The sequence below is a fragment of the Thalassovita sp. genome, from assembly GCF_034670005.1.
Lineage (GTDB): Bacteria > Pseudomonadota > Alphaproteobacteria > Rhodobacterales > Rhodobacteraceae > Thalassobius.
The window spans coordinates 130,725-149,421 of record NZ_JAXMOH010000001.1 but is presented as its reverse complement, the minus strand read 5'-3'; the positions used below and the strand labels follow the sequence as shown (position 1 = coordinate 149,421).

The window sequence follows — 18,697 nt, the reverse complement described above, 5'->3', positions numbered from 1 at the left end:
TTCAAATTCCCCCGCGGAGTCCGGCCCCGAGGGGCGACTTCCACCAACCGCGCTGCGGCTGATCCTCGTCATCTGGCCCGTCCATTGGCGGCCCGCCATTGTGGCCACGTCGGTCAGACTGGGCGCCGCGATAATCGTATTCGGTGTAATCCTGACGGCTGGCGAAATAGCCCAGCGCGCAAGCGACTGCGCTGTCGCCGTGCCGGTCGAACCCGTCGGAACCTTTGAAGCGGAAATCGCGCGGCACCCGGATGATGCCATCCACGAATTGCAACGCCTGGTGATCGGCCAGCACGTCGGCATGCTTGGGCAGAACCACGGTCTTGTCGCCAAACGCCTCGATATAGGGCGGCATTTCCAGCTCGTACCACTGCCGGGAAAAGGCGACTTCGATAATGCGCGATCCGTAGCGCTGCGCGGCTTTCTCGGCCAGGTAGGCGCCGTTGCCGGTTTTATCGAGCGCGCCTTTAGCGAAATTCGGAATGCGATCGCAGATGTAGAACAGGATGTCGCGCTGCTGATCGAACGGAATATTGCGCAGTTCCACCACCAGCTTGACCCGACGCACCAGATCTTCGCCCAGCTCATAAATCACGATGTCGGTGACATCGCCGGAACGCGCGAAGTCCTCGCCCATGAAATGCTGCCGGTTCTCGTCAAGCCGTTTAAGCACCGGTTTAAGGGTGGTTTCACACCAGTCCTTGGCCTTGCGAATGCGCTCTTCGTCCGGTGCGTTCTTGAAATCATCGCCCTGGGCCCAGCGTTCCACGGGAATGCCACTGGCCATGACCGCCTCGATCTGGACGCGGGTCAGTGCTGCGCCTTCCATCTCGGCCGGGATCGCGTCCAGCTCCTGACGCATGGCGGCGGTGCGTGACCCATAGGAGCTGCGGATCTGCGCTTCCCATTTGTCCTGGGCGTCCTGTGACCATTCCTTGCCGCGCATCAGGCAGACGCGCTGGTAAAGACCGTTTTCAACAGCCTTTGAAAACGGGATGAAATGGACCTTAAAGGGGTTCTTGCCGGCCTTGGCCTCGCGGATCAGCTCGTTGAAGGCGTTCAGCACCCCGTTATGGGTCGAAATCACCCGCACCTTGCCGCCCCAGATCAGCAGCGCGTTCACCGCGTCGATGACTTCTCGGACGTTCTTGTGGAACGCCGCCTCGTCGATCACCACGACGCCCTGAAGGCCCCGGATGTTGGCCGGGTTGGAACTCAGCGCCTCGACCCGGAAGCCGCTGTTGAAGGTGACGCGATAGGCGGTGATGTCCTTCGAGGTGCCGTCCTCGCGTTCGTCCTTGAAGATGAACTCTTCGATCTGGTGCAGCTCGCCCGCGATTATCTTGGCGAAATGCGCCACGTAGCCGATGAATTCGCGGCCCTTGTCCTTGGTGTCGCCGATGTAGAACACGTTCGACCCACCTGCCTTGCGGCTGGCGGCGGCGATCAGCGTGTCGTCCAGTGCTTCGGCAAAGGTGATGCCGGTGCGTCGACCTTTCTCGGCAAGCTTCAGGTCTGACTGATCCTCCAGCCAGTCCTTTTGGTGCTGCATGAGAATGCCATCGGCCAGCGGATCGAGATCCTCGGGGATATCGCCGCCACGGGGAAGCTCTCCGGGCAGTTGTCCCGCATCGCGGGTCAGGATCGGATTGGCGGGGGCGAGGTCGGCTTGGGTCATATCAGCCAACTATCGTTTAGGCTTCGGCGGAGCGGGTGACGTGGGCGCGGATGCGGTGGGCCGAACTGCACCAAAATGATCAACTTCGCACTCAAGCATGTCCGCGCGTTTCTCAGACAGATCGAGGCTCACCTTCAATTTGTCGATCTCATCCTGCAAGCGCACCGCCTCGCGCATCTGATCACGCAGGCGACACGCAGACTGATAAAGCGACGTGGCAATGTGGCGATCCTTGCCGCGATAGGTTTCGGCCAGCTTTTCCAAATCTGAGGCCAGCGAAAATGTCGAGCGCATCACACCTCCTCCCAATACCCGCCGCGCAGCCAGCCGTGCCAGCCGCAGTCCAGACGGTTGACGGAGGGCGACAGCGTCGGGTTCTGGACTGATCCGTTCCAGTCCCAGCTGGGGCTGTGTGGGGGTTTGCGTTTCATGCCGACCCGCAGGCGTACCGGTGCGCCACAGCCACAGGGGCAAAAGAACCACAGCGCCGCTTCACCCTTTGGCGCGTTGACCAGGTTGAAATGCGTCGATCCGGGTAGCCTCGTAGCCCGGAACGTGTCGGCGTTAGGGAAATGGATGGCGCGGATCATAGGTAGTGGCTACCTTTCTCATCTCGCTCCACGATTCTTGTGGGCGTTGTCATATTTTGAAACGAGAAAGGACGCCGCGAATGGCATTCAAAATCCAAACCGAAAACGTCGACTTCACGCAGGGCCGCGCAACCGTTGCCTTGACTGATAACGATGGAAAGCAAAGACACGTCCATATCAACGTCCCTCTTGAGACACCGGGCAATCAGCCGGAAGCGGCGCTGCGTCAGCGCGCGAAACAAGCTGCCGCACAAGCTCTTCGAGACGCGTTACACGCGCTTGAAGGAAACTGATTTCTGCTTCTGCGGCGCGCAGGCCTGCTTCTAGGTTCGGGATATTTTCTAGGTTCGGGATATTCATAGCGGTCATGTCCTTCACGACTTGGTTTGATCTTCCGAGAGGCTGAGCAGATACGGCTCCCCTCGCCACCAGGACACTTGGGCGACATCGCCCAGGTGCGTCACGAACACCTCACGCCGTCCCAGCACCCATGCGCAAAGGGCCTTCCAGCGCGGGCCTTTGCGCCAACGCCAATCAGCGACCAAAAGCACGGCGTTTTCAACGACTGGGGGGCGACGCGAAATCATGTTTTCAGCCCCAGGAACTTGTTGCGCATGAGCGCGATCCGCTCTTCGCTCATCCCCGCCTCGGTCACCGCTTCCTCGAACCGTTCGGCGGCGTCGGCCTCGGCCGCTTCTCGTGCCTCGCGGGCGACGCGCTTGCGCTCATCGTCCAGCAACTTCTCGCGCATGCCGGAACTGGCCATGAGGTCCTTCAGCATCCGCCCGAGGGCCATCAGGTCCTTGGGCTCCAGATGGCCGTCTTCCTCGCGCACACTCTGGATCATGTGGACCGCGCTGGTGGCGATCATCTGCATCAGCACCTTGTGCAGCTCGCCCTCGCCTTCGATGTCCATGTCCGACAGCAGCGTCTCGGCGATCTGGAAGGCTTCGCGCTGGTCTTTGAGCGCTTTGGAAAACTTGCCGACCGCCGTCTTCCCCACGGTGATCTCCAGCCCTTCCTCCTGAAGGCGGAAGTTCAGCGCTTCGGTGACGTCGAGGATGTCGCCAAAGCCGCGTGTCTCCAGTTCTTCCTTGAGCCACTTGCGCAGCTCGGCAGGCAGCAGATCCAGTTTGGCGGGTGTGGGCATGGCTCAGCTCCCCGGCCGGGGACGCTGAATACCGGGATGCCGCGCGATGCCCTGCGCCACCTCGATCCCGCGCAAGGTGGCGGTGACCACGATGAAGCCACCGTGATCTTCGGTCGTGATCAATCCCTGCTCTTGCAGCCAGGTAATTTCGCCCGCGACCTGATCACGCGTAAAGGCGATGCCCAGCGGATGCAGCAGCTGGGCGATCATTGAAACGTTCGAGGTGTATTTGGGGGCATCTTCCAACAGGCGCAGAATTGCGATGCGGGCATGTTCGCGCAGGGTTTCCTGGTAACTGCTCATTTTCGACCCTCGCTCAAAAGGTGGTCTTCATGGCGGCTCACAATCGTTTCCAGCCGGCTCATGATTTTCTGGTTTCCCTCCATGATCGCCGACATGGTTTCCATCGTGCCGCTCATCCGGGTCAGTTCGATTTGCACCGCATGCAGGTCATCTTTGCCGGGCATGACCTTGACGGTCTGTTCCAGCGACAGGATGCGGTTTTCATGCCGATCCATCCGGTCAGACCCTTCCTTGAACCGCTTGTCAGTGTCCTTCTGGCGGGTCGCGAAGAAGGTCCAGACGATCGCCCCGAGAGAAAGACCAAAACTGGAAAGCTTCAGAAACACATCGAGATCAAGGGTCACGCCGCGCCGCCTTTCCCGGCCAGCTTGGCGGCGAAGGTGCTGGCGACCGATTTGACGGTGTGACCACCCATGTAGAGCGACAGGTAAAGCGTGGTCCAAAGCGTCATCGCCTGCCAATCGGCGGGCGGTAAAGCAGTCTTGAAGATGGCATTCAACACATGCAGGATCACGATCTGCCAGCCCCAGAGGAACATGGTGAAATACATCCCCAGAGGCCGCCAGGCGCGGACCCATACAGGATCGTTTTTCTCGGCCTCGATCAGGGCGGCCTGCAGTTCGAGTTCGCGGTTGTAGGTCGCGACCATTTCAGGGGCGATATTCTCGGTCCTCAGGATTGCATCCGTGACGGTCTCCGGATCGGTCGTGGCCAGCCGATCAAGGTTCACAGGTTCGACGCCGGCGCGCGCGGCGATCGCGGTGATGACGTCTTCGGCAAGCTGGGTGTTACCCGCACCGATCTTGCGCGAAAGGATATCGCGGACAAAGGGGGCGCCAACGGACGTGGCAAGCGAGATCAGGGCGGCACTCATCAGATGCTCCTCAGTTTTGCGGCAATTTGGGGGAAACGGTTCTGGGCCTTAACGGCGATGGCATCGCGGTATTGCCATGCCCGCCAGACGGCCCAGCCCAGAGCCAGAACCAGAACCGCCGGAACGATCCAGTCGGCATGGGGCAGACCGGACAGCGCTTCGATTGAACCGTCCGGCATGGGGGCGGCTTCAACCCCGCCCGCTGCAATAGCAGTTGCCGCCGGGGCCGCCGCCTTGGCGCGGGCGTCGATCATCCGCTGCAAGGTGGACAGCGTCGCCTTGCCGATCACCCCGTCGACGGTCAGGTCATGATCGCGCTGGAAGGTCTTGACGGCATTGCGCGAGATACCAGACGGGTCCTTGCCGGGCTCGTATCCGAGCTTTGCGAAAGCTGCCCGGATCGTGGCAATGCGCGCGGGTTCGATCGACACCACGATCCGGGCCAGTCCGGTGGCAGACGCGTTCGGCTTGGTGACCGGGTAGATACCGAAGTTAAGGATGTCGAATTCGATCTGGCGGCGGCGGGTCAGGCCGGGCAGCACCTTGCCGCCGCCCTTGTTCCAGGCGCGCATTTTCGAACCGATCAACCCCCAGTCCTTTACCTGATTGCGCCATACCCGGACCCAACTGGCCCGACCGATCGCGCCGGTGTTCCAGTGAAACAGGGACCCTGCATCAAATTCATTCTGACTGGCTCCGGGCATCGCCTTATTGACGGCCGGTTCATAATTGCGCGTCAGCGCCAGCCGGGTCAGGCGGTCGCTTTCTTCGCGCGAAATCACCATGCCCGGCTTGGGATCGATCACACCTGACGCCTTGGTCAGGCCGGACCCGATGGTCCAGCGACCAACGGCGTCGCGATAGGCCTTCAGGACTACGCCTTCGAGAAGGTCGAGCGTTGCAATGCCTTTTTCGGAAGTGGTCGCCATGCTGCCCCCTGGAAATGCAAAAGGGGCGGATAGCCCCAAGGTTGCATCCAGAATGGCGGGAAAGTCACGCGAGGATCACCCGCAAGCATTTGCGGGGGGGCAGGTCAGAAAAGCGGAAGTTGGCGGGGATCGTAGTTGTCCGTCATCTCCGTGCCTTTCAGATAGGCGCGCACGGTGACGTCAGTGACGTGCAGTTTGCGGGCAATTTCCGCATTGGACAAGCCCTTTGATTTCATCACCCGCGCCAACCAGCGTTTGGCGACCGGAACGCGGGCTGACAGACGGTGGGCTGCTGCGGCCAGATCAGCCGCCTTGTCCACGCCAATCACTTGCGCCAGGCGCGACCGCTTGGGGGCGGTGGCCAGATAGAGCTCTGCTCCGCCAAACTGCATCAGGAACTCGAAGGCCAGATCCGGGCCGAGGATATCGACATAGGTCTCGATATGCGCCGGCGGGCGGGGATATTGCGGGGCGTCAGACATGATAGGTAAGTTCGCCAAAGGGCCAGTCCATCACTTGCCCCCTTTCGGGCGTCCGCGATGGGTTCGCTTGTCCGGCAGGTTCTGCTCCCAGATGGTCACGACCGTGCCGTCCTTAATCTTGTAGCAAAAGCCACCTGCAACGGTGCCTGCTGCCCCGCGCCGCACCGCTTCGTCAACCGTTCTGCCGATCTGGCGGCGGATGACTTCGATATCCATGCCTTCAACCCGCTCCAGATAGCGGATCACGGCATGATCGGTGACGGGATGCAGCGGCTTTTTCATCAGCGTACCCGCTTGAAATCGAAATCGGCACCGACGCGACGGGCCCACGCTTTTAGCGCCTGCACGACATCGTCGATCTGGTGCCAATCGCGCAGCATGTCCACGTCCGCCGGAACGCTCTGCCAGTTGTTCCCGAACTGTTTTCGAATGAAAGCATTCAGCCCGGCGCGCGACGGATCGTTTAGCGCGCCGGCTTCGCCCAGTTTTGCCCACAGGACATGTATCAGCCGCAGATCGGCACGGGGCGCGGCCTTTCGCTTTCTGCCGGATTGTGCCTTGAACCCACGCTGTTTCAGGTTGTCCACGACCAGCTTCAGTTCGGCCTCGGTCATATCCACAAGGCTGGACTTGCCGGTCAACCGGGCCTGCATTTCCTTGCGGGTCTCGGTATCAATTCCCAATTCCCGACAACCAACGAAAATCATCTTGCGCAGCGCATCACTCATGGCCGTAGACCCCGCAATAGCTGTCAAGGATGCCAACGACCTTTAGCCCGGGCAGGGCGGCGCTGTTATTCTCGATCACGATTTCTTCGCTGGTGCCGTAAAGCGTAATGCCGAAGGCGCGGCCGTTCGGACCACAATAGTCGCAGACGAAAGGGATCAGCGGACCGATCCGGGTTGCCTTCTGGTAATCAGTCAGTTGCATGATCGCCCCCCATGATCCGCTGACATTCGGCCAGTGCTGCCAGCTCTTCGTCCCGCAGCGGTGTTCCGTCGAGGCGGACGCAGAGGGCGGAATACAGGTCCCGCACCAACCGCATCAGATGGTCTATTTTGGGCTGCGATCCGGTCTCAGCCATCTGAGCACCTCGCGCAGTGGTCCAACTGATCCGGCGTCCGGGTGAAATGCCGCCCGCAAGTGATACAGCGCGCCTGTTCGCTCACATCGGTGATCGCCAGAGCAACTTTGTCGTAGGCGGTCTGGGTCAGCGGTACGAGAGCCGACGACGGCTGCGGGGCGACTTCTGATGCTTCTTCCTGAATTTCCGATGTGGCGTCATCTTGTTTCATCTGACGCGAATGACGGGCCCAATGACCTCGCAGTTTGGTCCAGCTTTTGTCGAATTTTTCGGCCACCTCACGCAGCTTCTGTCCTGCCAAAAGCATCTCGAAAGCATCGTCCAGTTCCGCTTCGGTCCAGGCATCGTCGGAACTATCGGGTGCCGCAGGCGGACTTGAAATCTGTGCGGGGTCGTCTTCGACTTCCTGGTCTGATGTCTCTTCTTCGCCCGTTGGCACGTCGTCAGTGCTTCCTTGGGACTGACCGTTCAGCATGCCCGCAATTGTGTACGCCATCATTTCATCCGCACAGCGAGCCACCTCAACGGGCCGCATCTGGAGAACCCGAAAGCCACCGTCGCCCGTCGCTTCTGCGAAAAACTCTTTGTCCAGCATTCTGCCCTCCTGTGGCTGCTCATCAGGCCGGGGCAACCACGCCCCGACGACACCCCCGGCGCTGGCCGGGGATGTTTCGCGTTCAATGATCGTTCAAGGCGTCTTTCAGGGCCTTGGCCGGTGTGAAGCCGACCCCGACAGAGGCGGCGATCTGGATGGCTTCGCCAGTCGCAGGGTTGCGCCCGTCGCGCGCCGCGCGATGTCGGGGTTTCAACGTGCCAAAGCCCGCGATCTGGACTTCCTTGCCGCTCTTCAGGCTGTCAGCCGTGACGGCCTTGAAAGCGTCCAGAAGCGTAGCGGCCTCGGCCTTAGTGGTGCAGGCCGCAGCAGCCATTGCTGCGATCAGGTCGGTGGTGGTGGTCTTCTGTGCCATGTCAGGTCTCCTCTTGATGGCGGGTGTTTTCGTCGTGGATGCTTTCGCGGATTACGCCTTCGCCAGATCGATAGTGATCGCCTGCCAGCCCGCGTCCTGGGATGGGCGGTGGTAGCAGCGCACATAGGTCTTCGAGCCGACCACGCGCATGGCGTCGCGGATCGCCTTCATCGCCCGCTTCCAGCGCTCATCCGCGATCTCCAACCGCAGCAGGCTGTAGATTTCAGCCCGGTTGATCTGGCCGGCCCGGTCGGTGTTGAAGGCCCGCGTCACCACGGCGCGCAGCTCCTCGCGCGCCTCGGCCGACCATTCGTTCAGGCATTCGTCGACCAGCGATTTGGCGATTTGAAGCTCGGGTCCGAATTCAACATGATCGGCGACCGCGATCTGCACCTTGTAAAGACCGTCATGCGACATGAACGTCTTATTGCCCTTGGCACCGCCCTTGGTGGTCCCGTATTCCTGATCAAGCAGCGCTTCGAAGTCCGACAGATCCTCGAACGTGTGGCCCTTGAAGCGGGCGACCTGATCGGACAGGGATATGGCATATCCGATGATCTTGCGAACCACCTCGTCCTCCAGCACATGCTGGGGCTTGATCAGGGGAAGCGGGATCAGCGATCCTTTCGCATCCTCCATGTAGACCGCGCCATCAATGGTGCGACGGCCATCAGGGATGGGTTGGTGCTGCTGGTTCATTATCTTTGTTCCTTCTGTTCCATCAACCGATCCAGGGCGATGGAGGTTTCTATGCAAAGCGGTCCTGCGCCGGTAAGATCGACCAAGGCCGCCAATGCGGTGATTTCATCATGCGTGACCATTTCGACCCCGCGCGGACCGCGCTGATCGATCTTGCGCAGCGCCCGCCCGCAATGGGCAAGGATCTCGGTTTCGGTCATGGGCGTGGCGTCCTTCACGGCTTTTCCTCCTGGTTTAGCGGGCAGGACCGGCAGGCGCGGAACATCATCACGTTCTGGCTGTTCGCCGGGTTCAGTTTGCGAGATTTGCTGCGCCACTGACGGCAGACATTTGTCGCCAGTTCGCCCAGGGCTGGGCAATCCACCACCGCGCGTTCGTAAACGCCGCGATACATCGCCTCGACACGTTCCAGATCGCCCGGATACCGGGCCGAAATCACCGCCGAAATCAGGGAGGCCGAGCATCCCATCGACTTGGCGACCTTGTTCTGGCTGCTTTCCATACAGGCCCGCGCCAGCCCTTCGACCCAATCAGGCGTCACAGCGCCCCAGCACCGGCGCGCCTTTTCAAGGGGTGTTTCAACGACCATTGGTCACCCCCGTTGCGACATGCGTGTATTTTTGCTTGTTATCGTCCCAGACGGCCCGAATGCGTTTTTCGCGCGGTGGCAGAGGGCCGGTGTTGTTCACCAGCCGGTACAGCGCCAAACGCCCTTTGCCGTTCGCTTTCTGTACGACATGCAAATACTTGGCGTTGGCCAGCATCTGGCAGTAATCCCGCGCCTGTTCCTCGGTCACGGCCACGTCCTGCGTATTTGCCTGCATTGCGACGTCCCGATAGCTGAAGACACCGGACTTGCGGATCACGAACCACATCGACTGGTGGGGCGTGACATTGGCGATCACGCGCCCCGCCGGATCGGTCGCCGGAGGGGTGCCGGTCTTTCCCTTCACCACCCGGTAAAGATCACGGTTGCCGCGCTTGCCATCCGCTTTTGCATATCCCCAGCGCACCCAATCCTTGATCGACTGACGCACATGCTCAAGGCTACGATGGGCGGCAGCGGCCAGATCGTGCGCCGTGAACTCCTCGTGGATCTTTGCAAGGTTCCACAGGTGTTCGCGATTGATCAGCTTCCTGCTGTGCCGGGTCATCAGCCGAACCTCCGCATATCTGGAGCCTTGCCGTCATGTAGGTCTTTACGGCCCATATCGCTGAGCGAGATCGCGCTTTTCCCTAAAGTCCGGGCACATAACTGGGCGGTGTCGAGGTTATTGACGATCAGACGTGCCGAACCCCGGCTGGCGGCTTTAATGGCGGCCTGCAAGTCTGGCTCCAGCGTAACCCCCTTGCAACGGATACCCATCAACAGGGCGAAGTCCTGATCATCCAGCGGCTCGGCGGCCACGCGCTCCAGCATGCGGCTGTTAATACGCTCCCATTGACGCAGCTTGTTCGGCAAAGCTTCTTCACCGATCAGAATGACCGGGACAAAAGACGCCTCGTAGATGTCGCGGACGATCTCGATCATCTTCTTTTTTACGAGGAAATCCGCCTCGTCGATGATCAGGGGAATATTCTCCTGCGCCAGCACCTGACCGATCTGATCCACCATCCGGTAGATCACCTTTTCCGGCTTCACCCCCAACTCTTCGAGGATGGCTTCGCACAGCGCCTTTTGTGTCCAGACGCTTTTGACCTGGACCAGGCAGGCCCGGCGCTGATTGGCCGCAAATATGCTGGCCATCGTCTTGCCGAACCCGCTGGGCCCGTAGAAGCACCCCATCCCGGGCAGCCCTGAGCTGCGGTCTTCCAGCCTCTGCAACATGGTCATGAAGCTCATAACGTTGCGCAGCGGGGCCAGTGTGTTGTGTAGTTGCCTGCTCTGTGTCATTCTTCCCTCATTGCTCTGCAATCCGGCGCGGTCTGGCTGCTATCCAGCCGCGCCACCTTCCCCTTCAACACTCCCAAACGCGCCCATCATGTCGCGCATGGCCTTGTATTCTGGGGTGGTCCGATAGCCCGAAAGCCACCGTTCCATATCTGGCGACAACGCTTCGCCATCGGCCAGGCGCGCCTCCATTTCCTGCGCTTTGGCGAACCGGGTGCGCATATCCTCTTTCGCGGATGTCTCCGTCTGTTCCTCCGCTTTCGAATGGTCGCCGAAATTCGCGACGAACACGGCGCGTTGCGCCTGCTCTGCGGCGCTGAGCGTTCGGGCCGATGGAACCGGGCGCGGGGCCTTCTCGAAGGCTGCGGGGCGCACGATTTTGGCCTCGACTGGCGTGGTTTCTTGCGGGGCCTTCGCCGCAGCCCCATCCATAAACGAACCAAGCTGTGCAGCGTCGAACACGGCGGCAGCCTTGGCGGCCTCTTTCTCGGCATTCATCCACTTGCGGCGGGCAGAGGCATGATTGCGTGCTTCCGCCAAGTCGAAGAAACCGGCGTTTTCTGTGCAATCTGCAACGCCCAGATATTCCCCGCTCAGGGCGTAAATGTGCAACCCATCCCAAATGTTGGCAGGATCGAACCGCACCACCACCTTTTGGCCCGCGATCTCGTACATCCACTCGGCGTAATACTTGTTGCCCATGAACTTGATGGCGCCGCTGCGGCTGTCAGCCTTCAGGCCTTCTGCCCCCATCAGCCACAGCCTGCGCTGCTCGGCTGTTGCTTTGCGGATCGGAGCCTCGGCATAGCTGGCTTCAAAGGTTTCCAGAATGCTGCGGCCCATCGTGGTCTGACCACGCCGACCGGCCCGGGCGTTATGTTCCTCGATCCCTTCCGCCACCACTTCGATGAAGCGGTCCAGCGGGATTGCCTTTGATCCGTAATTGTCCGGCTTCGCGTCGATCCCGTTGCCGGTATATGCGCCGGCAAAGCGCGGGTCTTTGGCAATGTCCTCCGCTAGGTCGCGGAACGCCCGCTCGATCGGTTTGGACTGACCCGAATAGGGCGTGGCCCAATGCACCTTGACACCAAGCGTTGTCAGGACACCAGGAATATCGTCGTCCTTGACCTTGAAACGGAACCGGGTCGGGGTGCCGCCCGTCAGGAACTTGTTGGCAAATTCACGACCGTTATCCAGGACAATACGATCGGGAATTCCGAAGCGTTCGATCATGTCGCCAAGGGCCAGAGATACGCCCACCTTGTTTGGCGTCTTGTCGATCCGCCAACTTAGAATGCGACCCGAGAAGATGTCCTGAAATGCCACCATTTGAGGGCGTACTATTTCATCCTGAGCAGAATTCGATCCCGGCTCAGACGGCCAGCGCACGAAGACGTCGAAACGGTGATAGTCGGCATTGACCGCTTCCATCGCATGCAGGCTCATCCGATCGCGGGTCTGCGCGGGGTACATAGCCTTCAGGGCGTCAACGCCTTTGCGACATAGCGTGATCGTCGTCGCGGAAACCTCTGTTTCCAGCCGCCGCCGCATGGTGCGCTCGGGGGCGGTCTGCCAACCTTCAGTGTCTGCGATCCGAGCGGCGCGACGATAACATGCCGCAAATGTGGGCCGCTCTGGCCGCAGGAAATCGGATTTCAGGAAATCCCAGAACGCCTCGGACACCTCGGCGCGTTTCACCTTGCGACGGGTCGCGCGATGCCGGGGGGCCAGATGCGGCAGACGATCATCCGGGCGCACCCCTTCAACTGCCGCGAACCAATTCCAGATGGTGCGATGGGAAACATCCCGTCGGGTGGCGATCATGTGAACAGACAGGTCCTTGGTCTGCCCGCCGCGTTCCAGCAATTCGACAGACTGAAGAATGTCCAGCCGTCGCTGTGCCTCTGCCTTGGGCTTCGCGGGCAGGGCGTCGAACCACGTCCAGATTTCGGCGCGATCGACCTGCCGGGACGGGGCCGTTTCCGTCGGCGCAGACACGGCCAGAAGCGCGGCCTGCGCCCGCGACGGAAACAACGCCCAATGATATTCCCAGCCCCCGCCGCGCCCCTGACGCCGCCGGGCATGGCCGGTCTGGGCGCGCCAGTTGAAGCGCTCCGCCATCGCATTCACGCGGCGCTTCGTCGTGGGTAGATCCGGTAAAGCCGCCGCCGCTATTTCATCGGCGGACCACCAGACTTGTGTCGGCTGGGCCCTGGGCATCACCGTTCCCTCCGTTCGCATTCATCCGAAATGAAGTCGGAAAGATCGTCATAGGCCTCGGTCACGAACCGACGCCGGATTGCCGGGGATGCGCGTTTCCAGCGCTTCAAAAGCGCCTGAAACTCATCTTCAACAGGGTCTTTAACTGGCGCAGTTCCGGCCTCTTTCGCCAGCGATTTGCGGGCGTCGGATGCAGATTTGGCATTTCCGCTGGAAAGCCGCAAAACCACCTGTTTGCGTTCGTCATCCTGCCCGATCTTGGCGATTTCGGTTAGGTCTTTCAGGGTGACCTGGCGGGTCGACCCGCGCAAAAGGTCGATTTCGTCGCCGCCAAGGCTGGCTCCAGCTGCTACAATCTTCCGGATTTGCCGGTCGCTTAGATTGAATTTCTCAGCAGTCGCCGTCACAAATGCAACGGAACTTGGTTCCGTTGCATTCCAACGCGCCACAGCGCCTGCCAAACCGGCCTTGGTCTCCGGGTGCAGCTTTTCGTAAACCCGTTTGCGGGTGGCCAGGAATATCGCCGTGTCCAGGGCATTCATTTCTGCCCCGGCAAGGTTGTCATCGATCTCCATCAAGCAGGCCCAATCGTCGGTCACATCCGTCCAGACCTTTGCCTCGATTTCTTCCCAGCCCAATCGCCGGGCCATTTCCAAACGGTGACCGCCAGCGATCAGAACCAGATTGCCACTTTTGACCTGACGAACGTGGATCGGGTCTTTCATAACGCCCAGTTCCTCGACCGAAGCGATCAGGCTCTCGACACCCGCTTCGCTGACCGGTCGCAGGCGCTGACTGTCATCGACACCGGCAACTGGAACCTTGCCAATCTGTAGCAACTTCGGTTCACGCATCGGAGCGACCATCCTCTGCATTCGAACCACCCGGCGCGGCCGCGCTTTGCGCTTGGCCCTGCGCCGGGTGGCGCCTGCCATCGGAAGGGCCAACTAACCGATGGAGGAACTTGTGGTTGTCAAAATCATGATGGTCAGACATCGGTTTTGGCCCTTTCAATGTCGTTTCAGGAATTCGAAAATCTCTGGTCAAATCTGCGCACCGCTGTTCAGCACCACGGACACCGGCGTCACCGATGCAGCGCCGCGGCTGCGGCAATGCGAACACATCCGGTGATGTACCCCGTCGCTTTGAAATTCTGCGCGGCAGCTCAGGCAGTGCCGAAGACCTGTGCCAACTTTTTCAATCCGCTTCTGGCAGATGTCTTCGGCATCATCCTTGCGGCGGAAAAACGGGCTGACACGCTCATTCGCGCGGTTCACAACGGCGAATTGCAGGCCGATCTGCCGGACACGGTAGAGTGGGATATCCTTGCTCATTGCAGATACCCCCAGAACAGCCCGACGATCAGGATCGTGGCAAGCGCAGCCACGCCGATCAGATCCCCGATGATGGAATTGTCGACGAACTCATCGATCTCGCGCAGCTTCGCAAGAACCGCCCGCGCCCTGCTATGGCGCGGGGGCTCTGCATCCCGACTCTGTTCTTCGTGAGTGATGGCATCGGTCGGGTATTTTGGGTCAGGAAGATAGCTCAGACCATCCATGCTGGCCTTACACAGCGCTTGGCCATGATCCGCGCAGATACGGCTTGCCTGATTGACCAGTGCAAACTGATTGGCCTGTCGGATCGCCTCGATGATCGTCACGCCAAGCGCGGCGCGCTCTAGTGGTGACAGCCCATCCGTCGCCATGCGGGCGCGAACCACGATTTCGTCGTAGGCCAGCATCACGCCGCCCTCCCTTTGGAGGTTGCGTTCTTTTTGGCCACCCCCCCGAACTCGGCAGCATGATCTACCAAACGGCGCTCATATGCCTGTTCGACGAAATCAGCACCGGCTGCCTCGATCAGCCGCCCCAGCAGCTTCTGCCCCGCAGGACCGCGCGACTGCCCGAACGTTGCATTTCGCGCTACGGACGGGGTGATGTCATTCCGTAAACACCATGCGTTGAAATTGTCTCCGCTGACGCGGAATGCCCCTACGATGGCCTCGTGCAGGATTGCGCCCGGCTGGAGTTTTGGCTTTTTCCCTGTCATTGTATTGCTACACCCGCTTACCTCTTTTGTAGCGATAATGGAAAATATCCACCGCAAGGTCAATGGAAATATTCCACTAACCGAGAAGGCTGACGATGTCAGAAATTAGCCATAAATTAAAAGAGCTTAGAGCGTTGTCAGGCATGACACAGGATGAGTTTTCTGCAGCTCTCAAAGAAAAGCCGTCAAAAATTCGAGACATCGAATCGGGTCGTCAGCGCGTGAACGACCAGTTCATCTCGAAGCTAGTGGAAATATTCCCGGTCGATCTGAATTGGCTGTTTTCAGTGGATAGCGATAGGGCGCCAATTGGACCAACAAACAGAAACAAACCGTTGCACGGTGAGGTGCGAATAGGGGATCAAGAGTACTCTACGATTCGCACTTATGACATCGACGCCGCAGCTGGTAACGGCATCGTGCCGGCCAGCGAAGAGGCGTCTCGTGAGGTAGCATTTTCGCGCTCTTGGCTTATGCAAAACGGCATTGCCGCTGACTTGGCGGGTCTCGTGCGCGTCAAGGGGGACAGTATGGCCCCGACGATCCCTGACGGCTCCCATATCCTCGTCGATTTTACCGGAAAGGCGGACTGGTCGCCTCCCGGCGTTTATGTCATCCGCCATGAAGGAGCCGTCGTCGTGAAACGGCTGCAGATTATTAATCGAACTGGTGAGAAACTGGTGGTATTGCTATCTGATAACCCTTTGTTTCAACCAATTTTCATCGCACCGGATAGTGCTTTGGATTTTCAGCCTATCGCACGCGTTCGAGCCGTGCTCGCAACACTATGATTGGTGATGTCGTCTGGATCGCAGACAGAATTGATCCTAAGAGGTAAAAAATGAAAAACTACCATTTCTACATACTGGCTCCATTATCAGCGCTCGCAATTGCAACCCAGGGCGTGGCCCAGGACGACTGTATGATCGACAAAATAACTGCAAATACGATTGCGACGCACCGGCAGATGGGGGGGTGGCCTATCTCGGAGATGATGAATAGACTAGGAAGTGAGCCTGGGCTTCGCGACATGATCTTGGATGCCTATAGCCAACCTCGCATGCTGACCCCAGAAACTCGCCAATATGCTATTGACGAATTTGCCAACACTTGGAGCGTCAAGTGCTATCGAAGCGGGTCGATATTGCCTCGCAAAGATTGATCCGCACATTATCGAAGAATTACATTCTGGTCTTCATCCGCTCTAGGTCATTCGTGATATCTGTGATGCTTCGGGGTTCTGGCGCGGTGCCTGCTGGCTGAGCTTCTCGATCTTGTGCCGGCACGGTATCAATGTCGGATCGCGCACCGACCAAGGCGTCCCTCATTTCCCTGAGATACCCTAAGGCCTCGGACGCCGCCAACATAGCTATCCCTATCAGGGCAGCCCAAATCGATCCCCCGATCAGCATCACTGCTTCGTTTGCAATGGCAACGATCAGGACAATCCCGGACAGAACGAATGCCGCATATGCGGTTAGCTTCAAATAGGTCATTAGTATACTCCGTCGACTAACTTACCTGTGATTGTATCAATTCCAGATGAAAACGCTAGCGATGTACGAAGCATGTCAAATCGCGTCCCAGTTCGTTGTGCTGTTCATCTATAGTGAATATTGAATAACTATTTGTTTATTCAACAAATTCCAGCTTCTGGGACGCTGAATCCTTTCTGGGACCCTAACGTCCCAGTTCCGATTGCCGCTGAACGATGTTCAAATCTCGATCTCAGTCGGTATTCAACCTGAATATCCTTTATTGAACAGCACTTAGCTGATAGCCGGCCAGCACCGCTCTGTCCTTGGTCAATCAGCCTTCAACGGCCGTTGAAGGCCCATTTATGGCAAATTCTTTTGTCAGAGCCCCCGCGCCACATCGAGACAGGCTTGCGCTCGAAAATCCCTATGTTTTCAATGCTGTCCGAACACTTCCGCTTTGTCCCGACCTCTTCCGCCCTCACTGTAAGAATAGGTGTCAACTAACAGCCGGTCAGCGAAATTTGCAGTGTTTGACACTTATGTTTGCAGCAGACCCATTTAAACATTCGCGACGCTCGGGCGATTTAATGGCAGCTTAAACCCGATTAAATGCCATGCGGTGGACTTGCAGGTCCGCTGTAGTCTCGCCTCTCATGGGCATAGCACCCGTCAGGGCGGTTTCAATCGGATGCCGGTTCGGATCACTTGACTATCTCCCGCTTGTGGTTGAATTTCCAAGTTGACACCGATCATCGTCACGCCCGGCTTCGGAGCGTAGGCTGACTGGATCAAGGGCAACTGGCCGAAAATTCAGAGGACCCTGTACGCATGCCGGAACAAGAAGAGCTTAGCGACAAACTTGTCCCATCTGACGGCGTCGTGCATGCCGTCCGGGGGGCAGTCGTGGATGTCGTCTTTGCCGGGGCCGACCTGCCGCCCATCAATTCTGCCCTGATCGTGAAGTGGGACCAACCGACCGTTCTCATTCTCGAAGTTCACAGTCATCTTGATCAGGAAACAGTACGCGCAGTGGCGTTTCAGTCCACGGCAGGCCTTGCCCGGGGTGTTTTGGTTCGGGCGACCGGAGGTCCGGTTACCGTGCCCGTGGGGAAAGACATCCTCGGGCGGCTACTGGATGTGGTCGGTAATCCGCAGGACAACGGGCCCGCCCTGCCTGACGACATCCCGCGCCGGTCAATCCACGCGCTGCCGCCGCTTCTGCGGTCCCAGACCCGCACCACCGAGGTGTTCGAGACCGGCATAAAGGTAATCGACCTGCTGACGCCGATGGCGAAGGGCGGCAAGGCGGCGATGTTCGGCGGTGCCGGGGTCGGCAAAACCGTTCTGGTGATGGAACTGATCCGCGCCATGGTCGAGAAATACGAAGGTATCTCGGTCTTCGCGGGCGTCGGTGAGAGGTCGCGCGAAGGGCATGAGCTGCTGACAGAAATGCAGGGATCGGGCGTTCTGGACCGCACAGTGCTGGTCTACGGCCAGATGAACGAACCACCGGGCGCGCGTTGGCGGGCACCTATGACCGCGTTGACGGTCTCGGAATATTTCCGCGATCAGAAACACCGAAATGTGCTTTTGCTGATGGATAACGTGTTCCGTTTCGTTCAGGCCGGGGCAGAGGTGTCGAGCCTTCTGGGCCGTCTTCCCTCGCGTGTGGGCTACCAGCCGACGCTCGCCACCGAGGTGGCGGGTCTGCAAGAGCGTATCGCCTCGGTCGCTGGGTCCGCGGTGACGGCCATTCAGGCTGTCTATGTTCCCGCCGACGACTTCACCGACCCCGCCGTCACGACGATTTCCAGCCATATGGATTGCGTCATCATGCTGTCGCGAGCTCAGGCGGCCGAGGGGTTCTATCCGGCGATCGACCCCTTGGGGTCGTCCTCGATGCTGCTTGATCCGCTGGTTGTCGGTGACGACCACTACCGGACCGCCGAGGCCGTCCGACAGGCGCTGGCCCGATTCCGCGAGTTGACCGATATCATTTCGCTCCTTGGGGTTGAGGAGCTGGGTATCGCCGACCGTTTGATTGTGAAACGTGCACGGCGGTTGCAGCGTTTCCTGACCCAGCCGTTCATGGTGACAGAGGCCTTTACCAACACGCCGGGGGCCAGCGTCCCACTGGCCGAGACTTTGTTGGGGTGCCGGGCCATACTGGACGGCGAGACCGACGATTGGTCCGAAAGCTCGCTCTACATGGTCGGCACGCTGGAGGACGCGAGACGGAAAGAGGCCGATGGAAAAGCCTCTGGCGCCGCTGGTGCCGAGGCCGCGGCATGAGGTTGCG

General features: G+C 59.5%; 30 protein-coding genes and 1 other RNA gene. 4 read left to right on the top strand and 27 right to left on the bottom strand.

The window, feature by feature from the left end; all coding sequences use genetic code 11:
* Position 1 precedes the first annotated feature (1 nt).
* From VOI23_RS00875 to VOI23_RS00865, 3 genes are read right to left on the bottom strand one after another with little or no spacing between them, the layout of a single operon-like run.
* Positions 2 to 1,678: a hypothetical protein gene (locus tag VOI23_RS00875; RefSeq protein WP_323780123.1), complete on the bottom strand. Its 1,677-nt coding sequence runs from the start codon at positions 1,676 to 1,678 to the stop codon at positions 2 to 4.
* Positions 1,679 to 1,687: 9 nt separating this feature from the next.
* Positions 1,688 to 1,972, bottom strand: a complete 285-nt coding sequence (locus VOI23_RS00870) for a hypothetical protein (RefSeq protein ID WP_323780120.1) — start codon at positions 1,970 to 1,972, stop codon at positions 1,688 to 1,690.
* The gene (locus VOI23_RS00865) at positions 1,972 to 2,268 is read right to left on the bottom strand and encodes a DUF6527 family protein (protein WP_323780117.1); all 297 of its coding nucleotides are present in this window, start codon (positions 2,266 to 2,268) and stop codon (positions 1,972 to 1,974) included. Before VOI23_RS00865 ends, VOI23_RS00870 begins: the two co-directional genes overlap by 1 nt.
* An 80-nt stretch (positions 2,269 to 2,348) precedes the next feature.
* Here VOI23_RS00865 and VOI23_RS00860 point away from each other — a divergent pair, with 80 nt between their 5' ends.
* The gene (locus VOI23_RS00860; RefSeq protein ID WP_323780114.1) at positions 2,349 to 2,561 is read left to right on the top strand and encodes a hypothetical protein; all 213 of its coding nucleotides are present in this window, start codon (positions 2,349 to 2,351) and stop codon (positions 2,559 to 2,561) included.
* Positions 2,562 to 2,851: 290 nt separating this feature from the next.
* Here the strand turns inward: VOI23_RS00860 and VOI23_RS00855 are convergent, their stop codons facing one another.
* The 23 genes from VOI23_RS00855 to VOI23_RS00745 all read right to left on the bottom strand — a co-directional run bounded on the left by VOI23_RS00855 (position 2,852) and on the right by VOI23_RS00745 (position 14,920).
* On the bottom strand, positions 2,852 to 3,418 hold the full coding sequence (locus VOI23_RS00855; RefSeq protein ID WP_058264019.1) for a phage protein Gp27 family protein: 567 nt from the start codon (positions 3,416 to 3,418) through the stop codon (positions 2,852 to 2,854).
* A 3-nt stretch (positions 3,419 to 3,421) separates the two neighbouring features.
* On the bottom strand, positions 3,422 to 3,721 hold the full coding sequence (locus tag VOI23_RS00850; RefSeq protein WP_058264020.1) for a hypothetical protein: 300 nt from the start codon (positions 3,719 to 3,721) through the stop codon (positions 3,422 to 3,424).
* A complete protein-coding gene (locus VOI23_RS00845) occupies positions 3,718 to 4,065 on the bottom strand; it encodes a DUF2730 family protein (protein WP_233487547.1) in 348 nt (115 codons plus the stop codon). The genes VOI23_RS00850 and VOI23_RS00845 overlap by 4 nt, the downstream gene beginning before the upstream one ends.
* On the bottom strand, positions 4,062 to 4,595 hold the full coding sequence (locus VOI23_RS00840) for a 3TM-type holin (protein ID WP_323780109.1): 534 nt from the start codon (positions 4,593 to 4,595) through the stop codon (positions 4,062 to 4,064). The genes VOI23_RS00845 and VOI23_RS00840 overlap by 4 nt, the downstream gene beginning before the upstream one ends.
* Positions 4,595 to 5,524, bottom strand: a complete 930-nt coding sequence (locus tag VOI23_RS00835) for a glycoside hydrolase family protein (protein WP_323780106.1) — start codon at positions 5,522 to 5,524, stop codon at positions 4,595 to 4,597. The genes VOI23_RS00840 and VOI23_RS00835 overlap by 1 nt, the downstream gene beginning before the upstream one ends.
* Positions 5,525 to 5,628: 104 nt before the next feature.
* On the bottom strand, positions 5,629 to 6,006 hold the full coding sequence (locus VOI23_RS00830; protein WP_058264023.1) for a hypothetical protein: 378 nt from the start codon (positions 6,004 to 6,006) through the stop codon (positions 5,629 to 5,631).
* Between the two features lie 30 nt (positions 6,007 to 6,036).
* Positions 6,037 to 6,288 carry a hypothetical protein gene (locus VOI23_RS00825; RefSeq protein ID WP_058264024.1) on the bottom strand — a complete coding sequence of 84 codons (252 nt, stop codon included), beginning with the start codon at positions 6,286 to 6,288 and terminating at the stop codon, positions 6,037 to 6,039.
* Entirely contained in the window at positions 6,288 to 6,734 is a 447-nt protein-coding gene (locus VOI23_RS00820) for a regulatory protein GemA (RefSeq protein ID WP_323780103.1), read from the bottom strand. Before VOI23_RS00820 ends, VOI23_RS00825 begins: the two co-directional genes overlap by 1 nt.
* Positions 6,727 to 6,936 carry a hypothetical protein gene (locus VOI23_RS00815; RefSeq protein WP_323780101.1) on the bottom strand — a complete coding sequence of 70 codons (210 nt, stop codon included), beginning with the start codon at positions 6,934 to 6,936 and terminating at the stop codon, positions 6,727 to 6,729. Before VOI23_RS00815 ends, VOI23_RS00820 begins: the two co-directional genes overlap by 8 nt.
* On the bottom strand, positions 6,923 to 7,090 hold the full coding sequence (locus VOI23_RS00810) for a hypothetical protein (RefSeq protein WP_323780098.1): 168 nt from the start codon (positions 7,088 to 7,090) through the stop codon (positions 6,923 to 6,925). Before VOI23_RS00810 ends, VOI23_RS00815 begins: the two co-directional genes overlap by 14 nt.
* Positions 7,083 to 7,685, bottom strand: a complete 603-nt coding sequence (locus tag VOI23_RS00805; protein WP_058264026.1) for a hypothetical protein — start codon at positions 7,683 to 7,685, stop codon at positions 7,083 to 7,085. Before VOI23_RS00805 ends, VOI23_RS00810 begins: the two co-directional genes overlap by 8 nt.
* A gap of 9 nt (positions 7,686 to 7,694) precedes the next feature.
* Positions 7,695 to 7,767: hammerhead ribozyme type II (locus VOI23_RS00800), an RNA gene on the bottom strand.
* Positions 7,768 to 8,076, bottom strand: a complete 309-nt coding sequence (locus VOI23_RS00795) for an HU family DNA-binding protein (RefSeq protein WP_323781818.1) — start codon at positions 8,074 to 8,076, stop codon at positions 7,768 to 7,770.
* 33 nt (positions 8,077 to 8,109) lie between these two features.
* Positions 8,110 to 8,757, bottom strand: a complete 648-nt coding sequence (locus VOI23_RS00790; RefSeq protein WP_323780094.1) for a DUF3164 family protein — start codon at positions 8,755 to 8,757, stop codon at positions 8,110 to 8,112.
* Positions 8,757 to 8,957, bottom strand: coding sequence for a hypothetical protein (locus VOI23_RS00785; protein ID WP_323780091.1), 201 nt, complete (start codon positions 8,955 to 8,957; stop codon positions 8,757 to 8,759). The genes VOI23_RS00790 and VOI23_RS00785 overlap by 1 nt, the downstream gene beginning before the upstream one ends.
* A 14-nt stretch (positions 8,958 to 8,971) precedes the next feature.
* Positions 8,972 to 9,346 (bottom strand): hypothetical protein, encoded by a 375-nt coding sequence (locus tag VOI23_RS00780; protein ID WP_323780088.1) that lies wholly within the window; start codon positions 9,344 to 9,346, stop codon positions 8,972 to 8,974.
* Positions 9,336 to 9,911: a hypothetical protein gene (locus VOI23_RS00775; protein ID WP_323780085.1), complete on the bottom strand. Its 576-nt coding sequence runs from the start codon at positions 9,909 to 9,911 to the stop codon at positions 9,336 to 9,338. Before VOI23_RS00775 ends, VOI23_RS00780 begins: the two co-directional genes overlap by 11 nt.
* Positions 9,911 to 10,651, bottom strand: a complete 741-nt coding sequence (locus tag VOI23_RS00770; protein ID WP_323780082.1) for an ATP-binding protein — start codon at positions 10,649 to 10,651, stop codon at positions 9,911 to 9,913. Before VOI23_RS00770 ends, VOI23_RS00775 begins: the two co-directional genes overlap by 1 nt.
* A 39-nt stretch (positions 10,652 to 10,690) precedes the next feature.
* Complete coding sequence (locus VOI23_RS00765; protein ID WP_323780080.1) at positions 10,691 to 12,868, bottom strand: transposase domain-containing protein; 2,178 nt, start codon at positions 12,866 to 12,868, stop codon at positions 10,691 to 10,693.
* Positions 12,868 to 13,722, bottom strand: a complete 855-nt coding sequence (locus VOI23_RS00760; protein WP_323780076.1) for a ParB N-terminal domain-containing protein — start codon at positions 13,720 to 13,722, stop codon at positions 12,868 to 12,870. The genes VOI23_RS00765 and VOI23_RS00760 overlap by 1 nt, the downstream gene beginning before the upstream one ends.
* Before the next feature lie 189 nt (positions 13,723 to 13,911).
* Positions 13,912 to 14,202, bottom strand: coding sequence for a hypothetical protein (locus VOI23_RS00755; protein WP_323780074.1), 291 nt, complete (start codon positions 14,200 to 14,202; stop codon positions 13,912 to 13,914).
* A complete protein-coding gene (locus VOI23_RS00750) occupies positions 14,199 to 14,612 on the bottom strand; it encodes a hypothetical protein (RefSeq protein ID WP_323780072.1) in 414 nt (137 codons plus the stop codon). The genes VOI23_RS00755 and VOI23_RS00750 overlap by 4 nt, the downstream gene beginning before the upstream one ends.
* Complete coding sequence (locus tag VOI23_RS00745) at positions 14,612 to 14,920, bottom strand: hypothetical protein (protein WP_323780069.1); 309 nt, start codon at positions 14,918 to 14,920, stop codon at positions 14,612 to 14,614. The genes VOI23_RS00750 and VOI23_RS00745 overlap by 1 nt, the downstream gene beginning before the upstream one ends.
* 95 nt (positions 14,921 to 15,015) lie before the next feature.
* Here VOI23_RS00745 and VOI23_RS00740 point away from each other — a divergent pair, with 95 nt between their 5' ends.
* Positions 15,016 to 15,711 (top strand): LexA family transcriptional regulator, encoded by a 696-nt coding sequence (locus tag VOI23_RS00740; protein WP_323780066.1) that lies wholly within the window; start codon positions 15,016 to 15,018, stop codon positions 15,709 to 15,711.
* A gap of 50 nt (positions 15,712 to 15,761) precedes the next feature.
* Positions 15,762 to 16,082 (top strand): hypothetical protein, encoded by a 321-nt coding sequence (locus tag VOI23_RS00735; protein ID WP_323780064.1) that lies wholly within the window; start codon positions 15,762 to 15,764, stop codon positions 16,080 to 16,082.
* Between the two features lie 19 nt (positions 16,083 to 16,101).
* Here VOI23_RS00735 and VOI23_RS00730 read toward each other — a convergent pair whose 3' ends face one another.
* The gene (locus VOI23_RS00730) at positions 16,102 to 16,416 is read right to left on the bottom strand and encodes a hypothetical protein (RefSeq protein WP_323780061.1); all 315 of its coding nucleotides are present in this window, start codon (positions 16,414 to 16,416) and stop codon (positions 16,102 to 16,104) included.
* Between the two features lie 810 nt (positions 16,417 to 17,226).
* Between VOI23_RS00730 and atpD the strand changes: the two genes are divergently transcribed.
* Positions 17,227 to 18,690, top strand: a complete 1,464-nt coding sequence (gene atpD, locus VOI23_RS00725) for a F0F1 ATP synthase subunit beta (protein WP_323780057.1) — start codon at positions 17,227 to 17,229, stop codon at positions 18,688 to 18,690.
* The last annotated feature ends 7 nt before the right edge of the window (positions 18,691 to 18,697 follow it).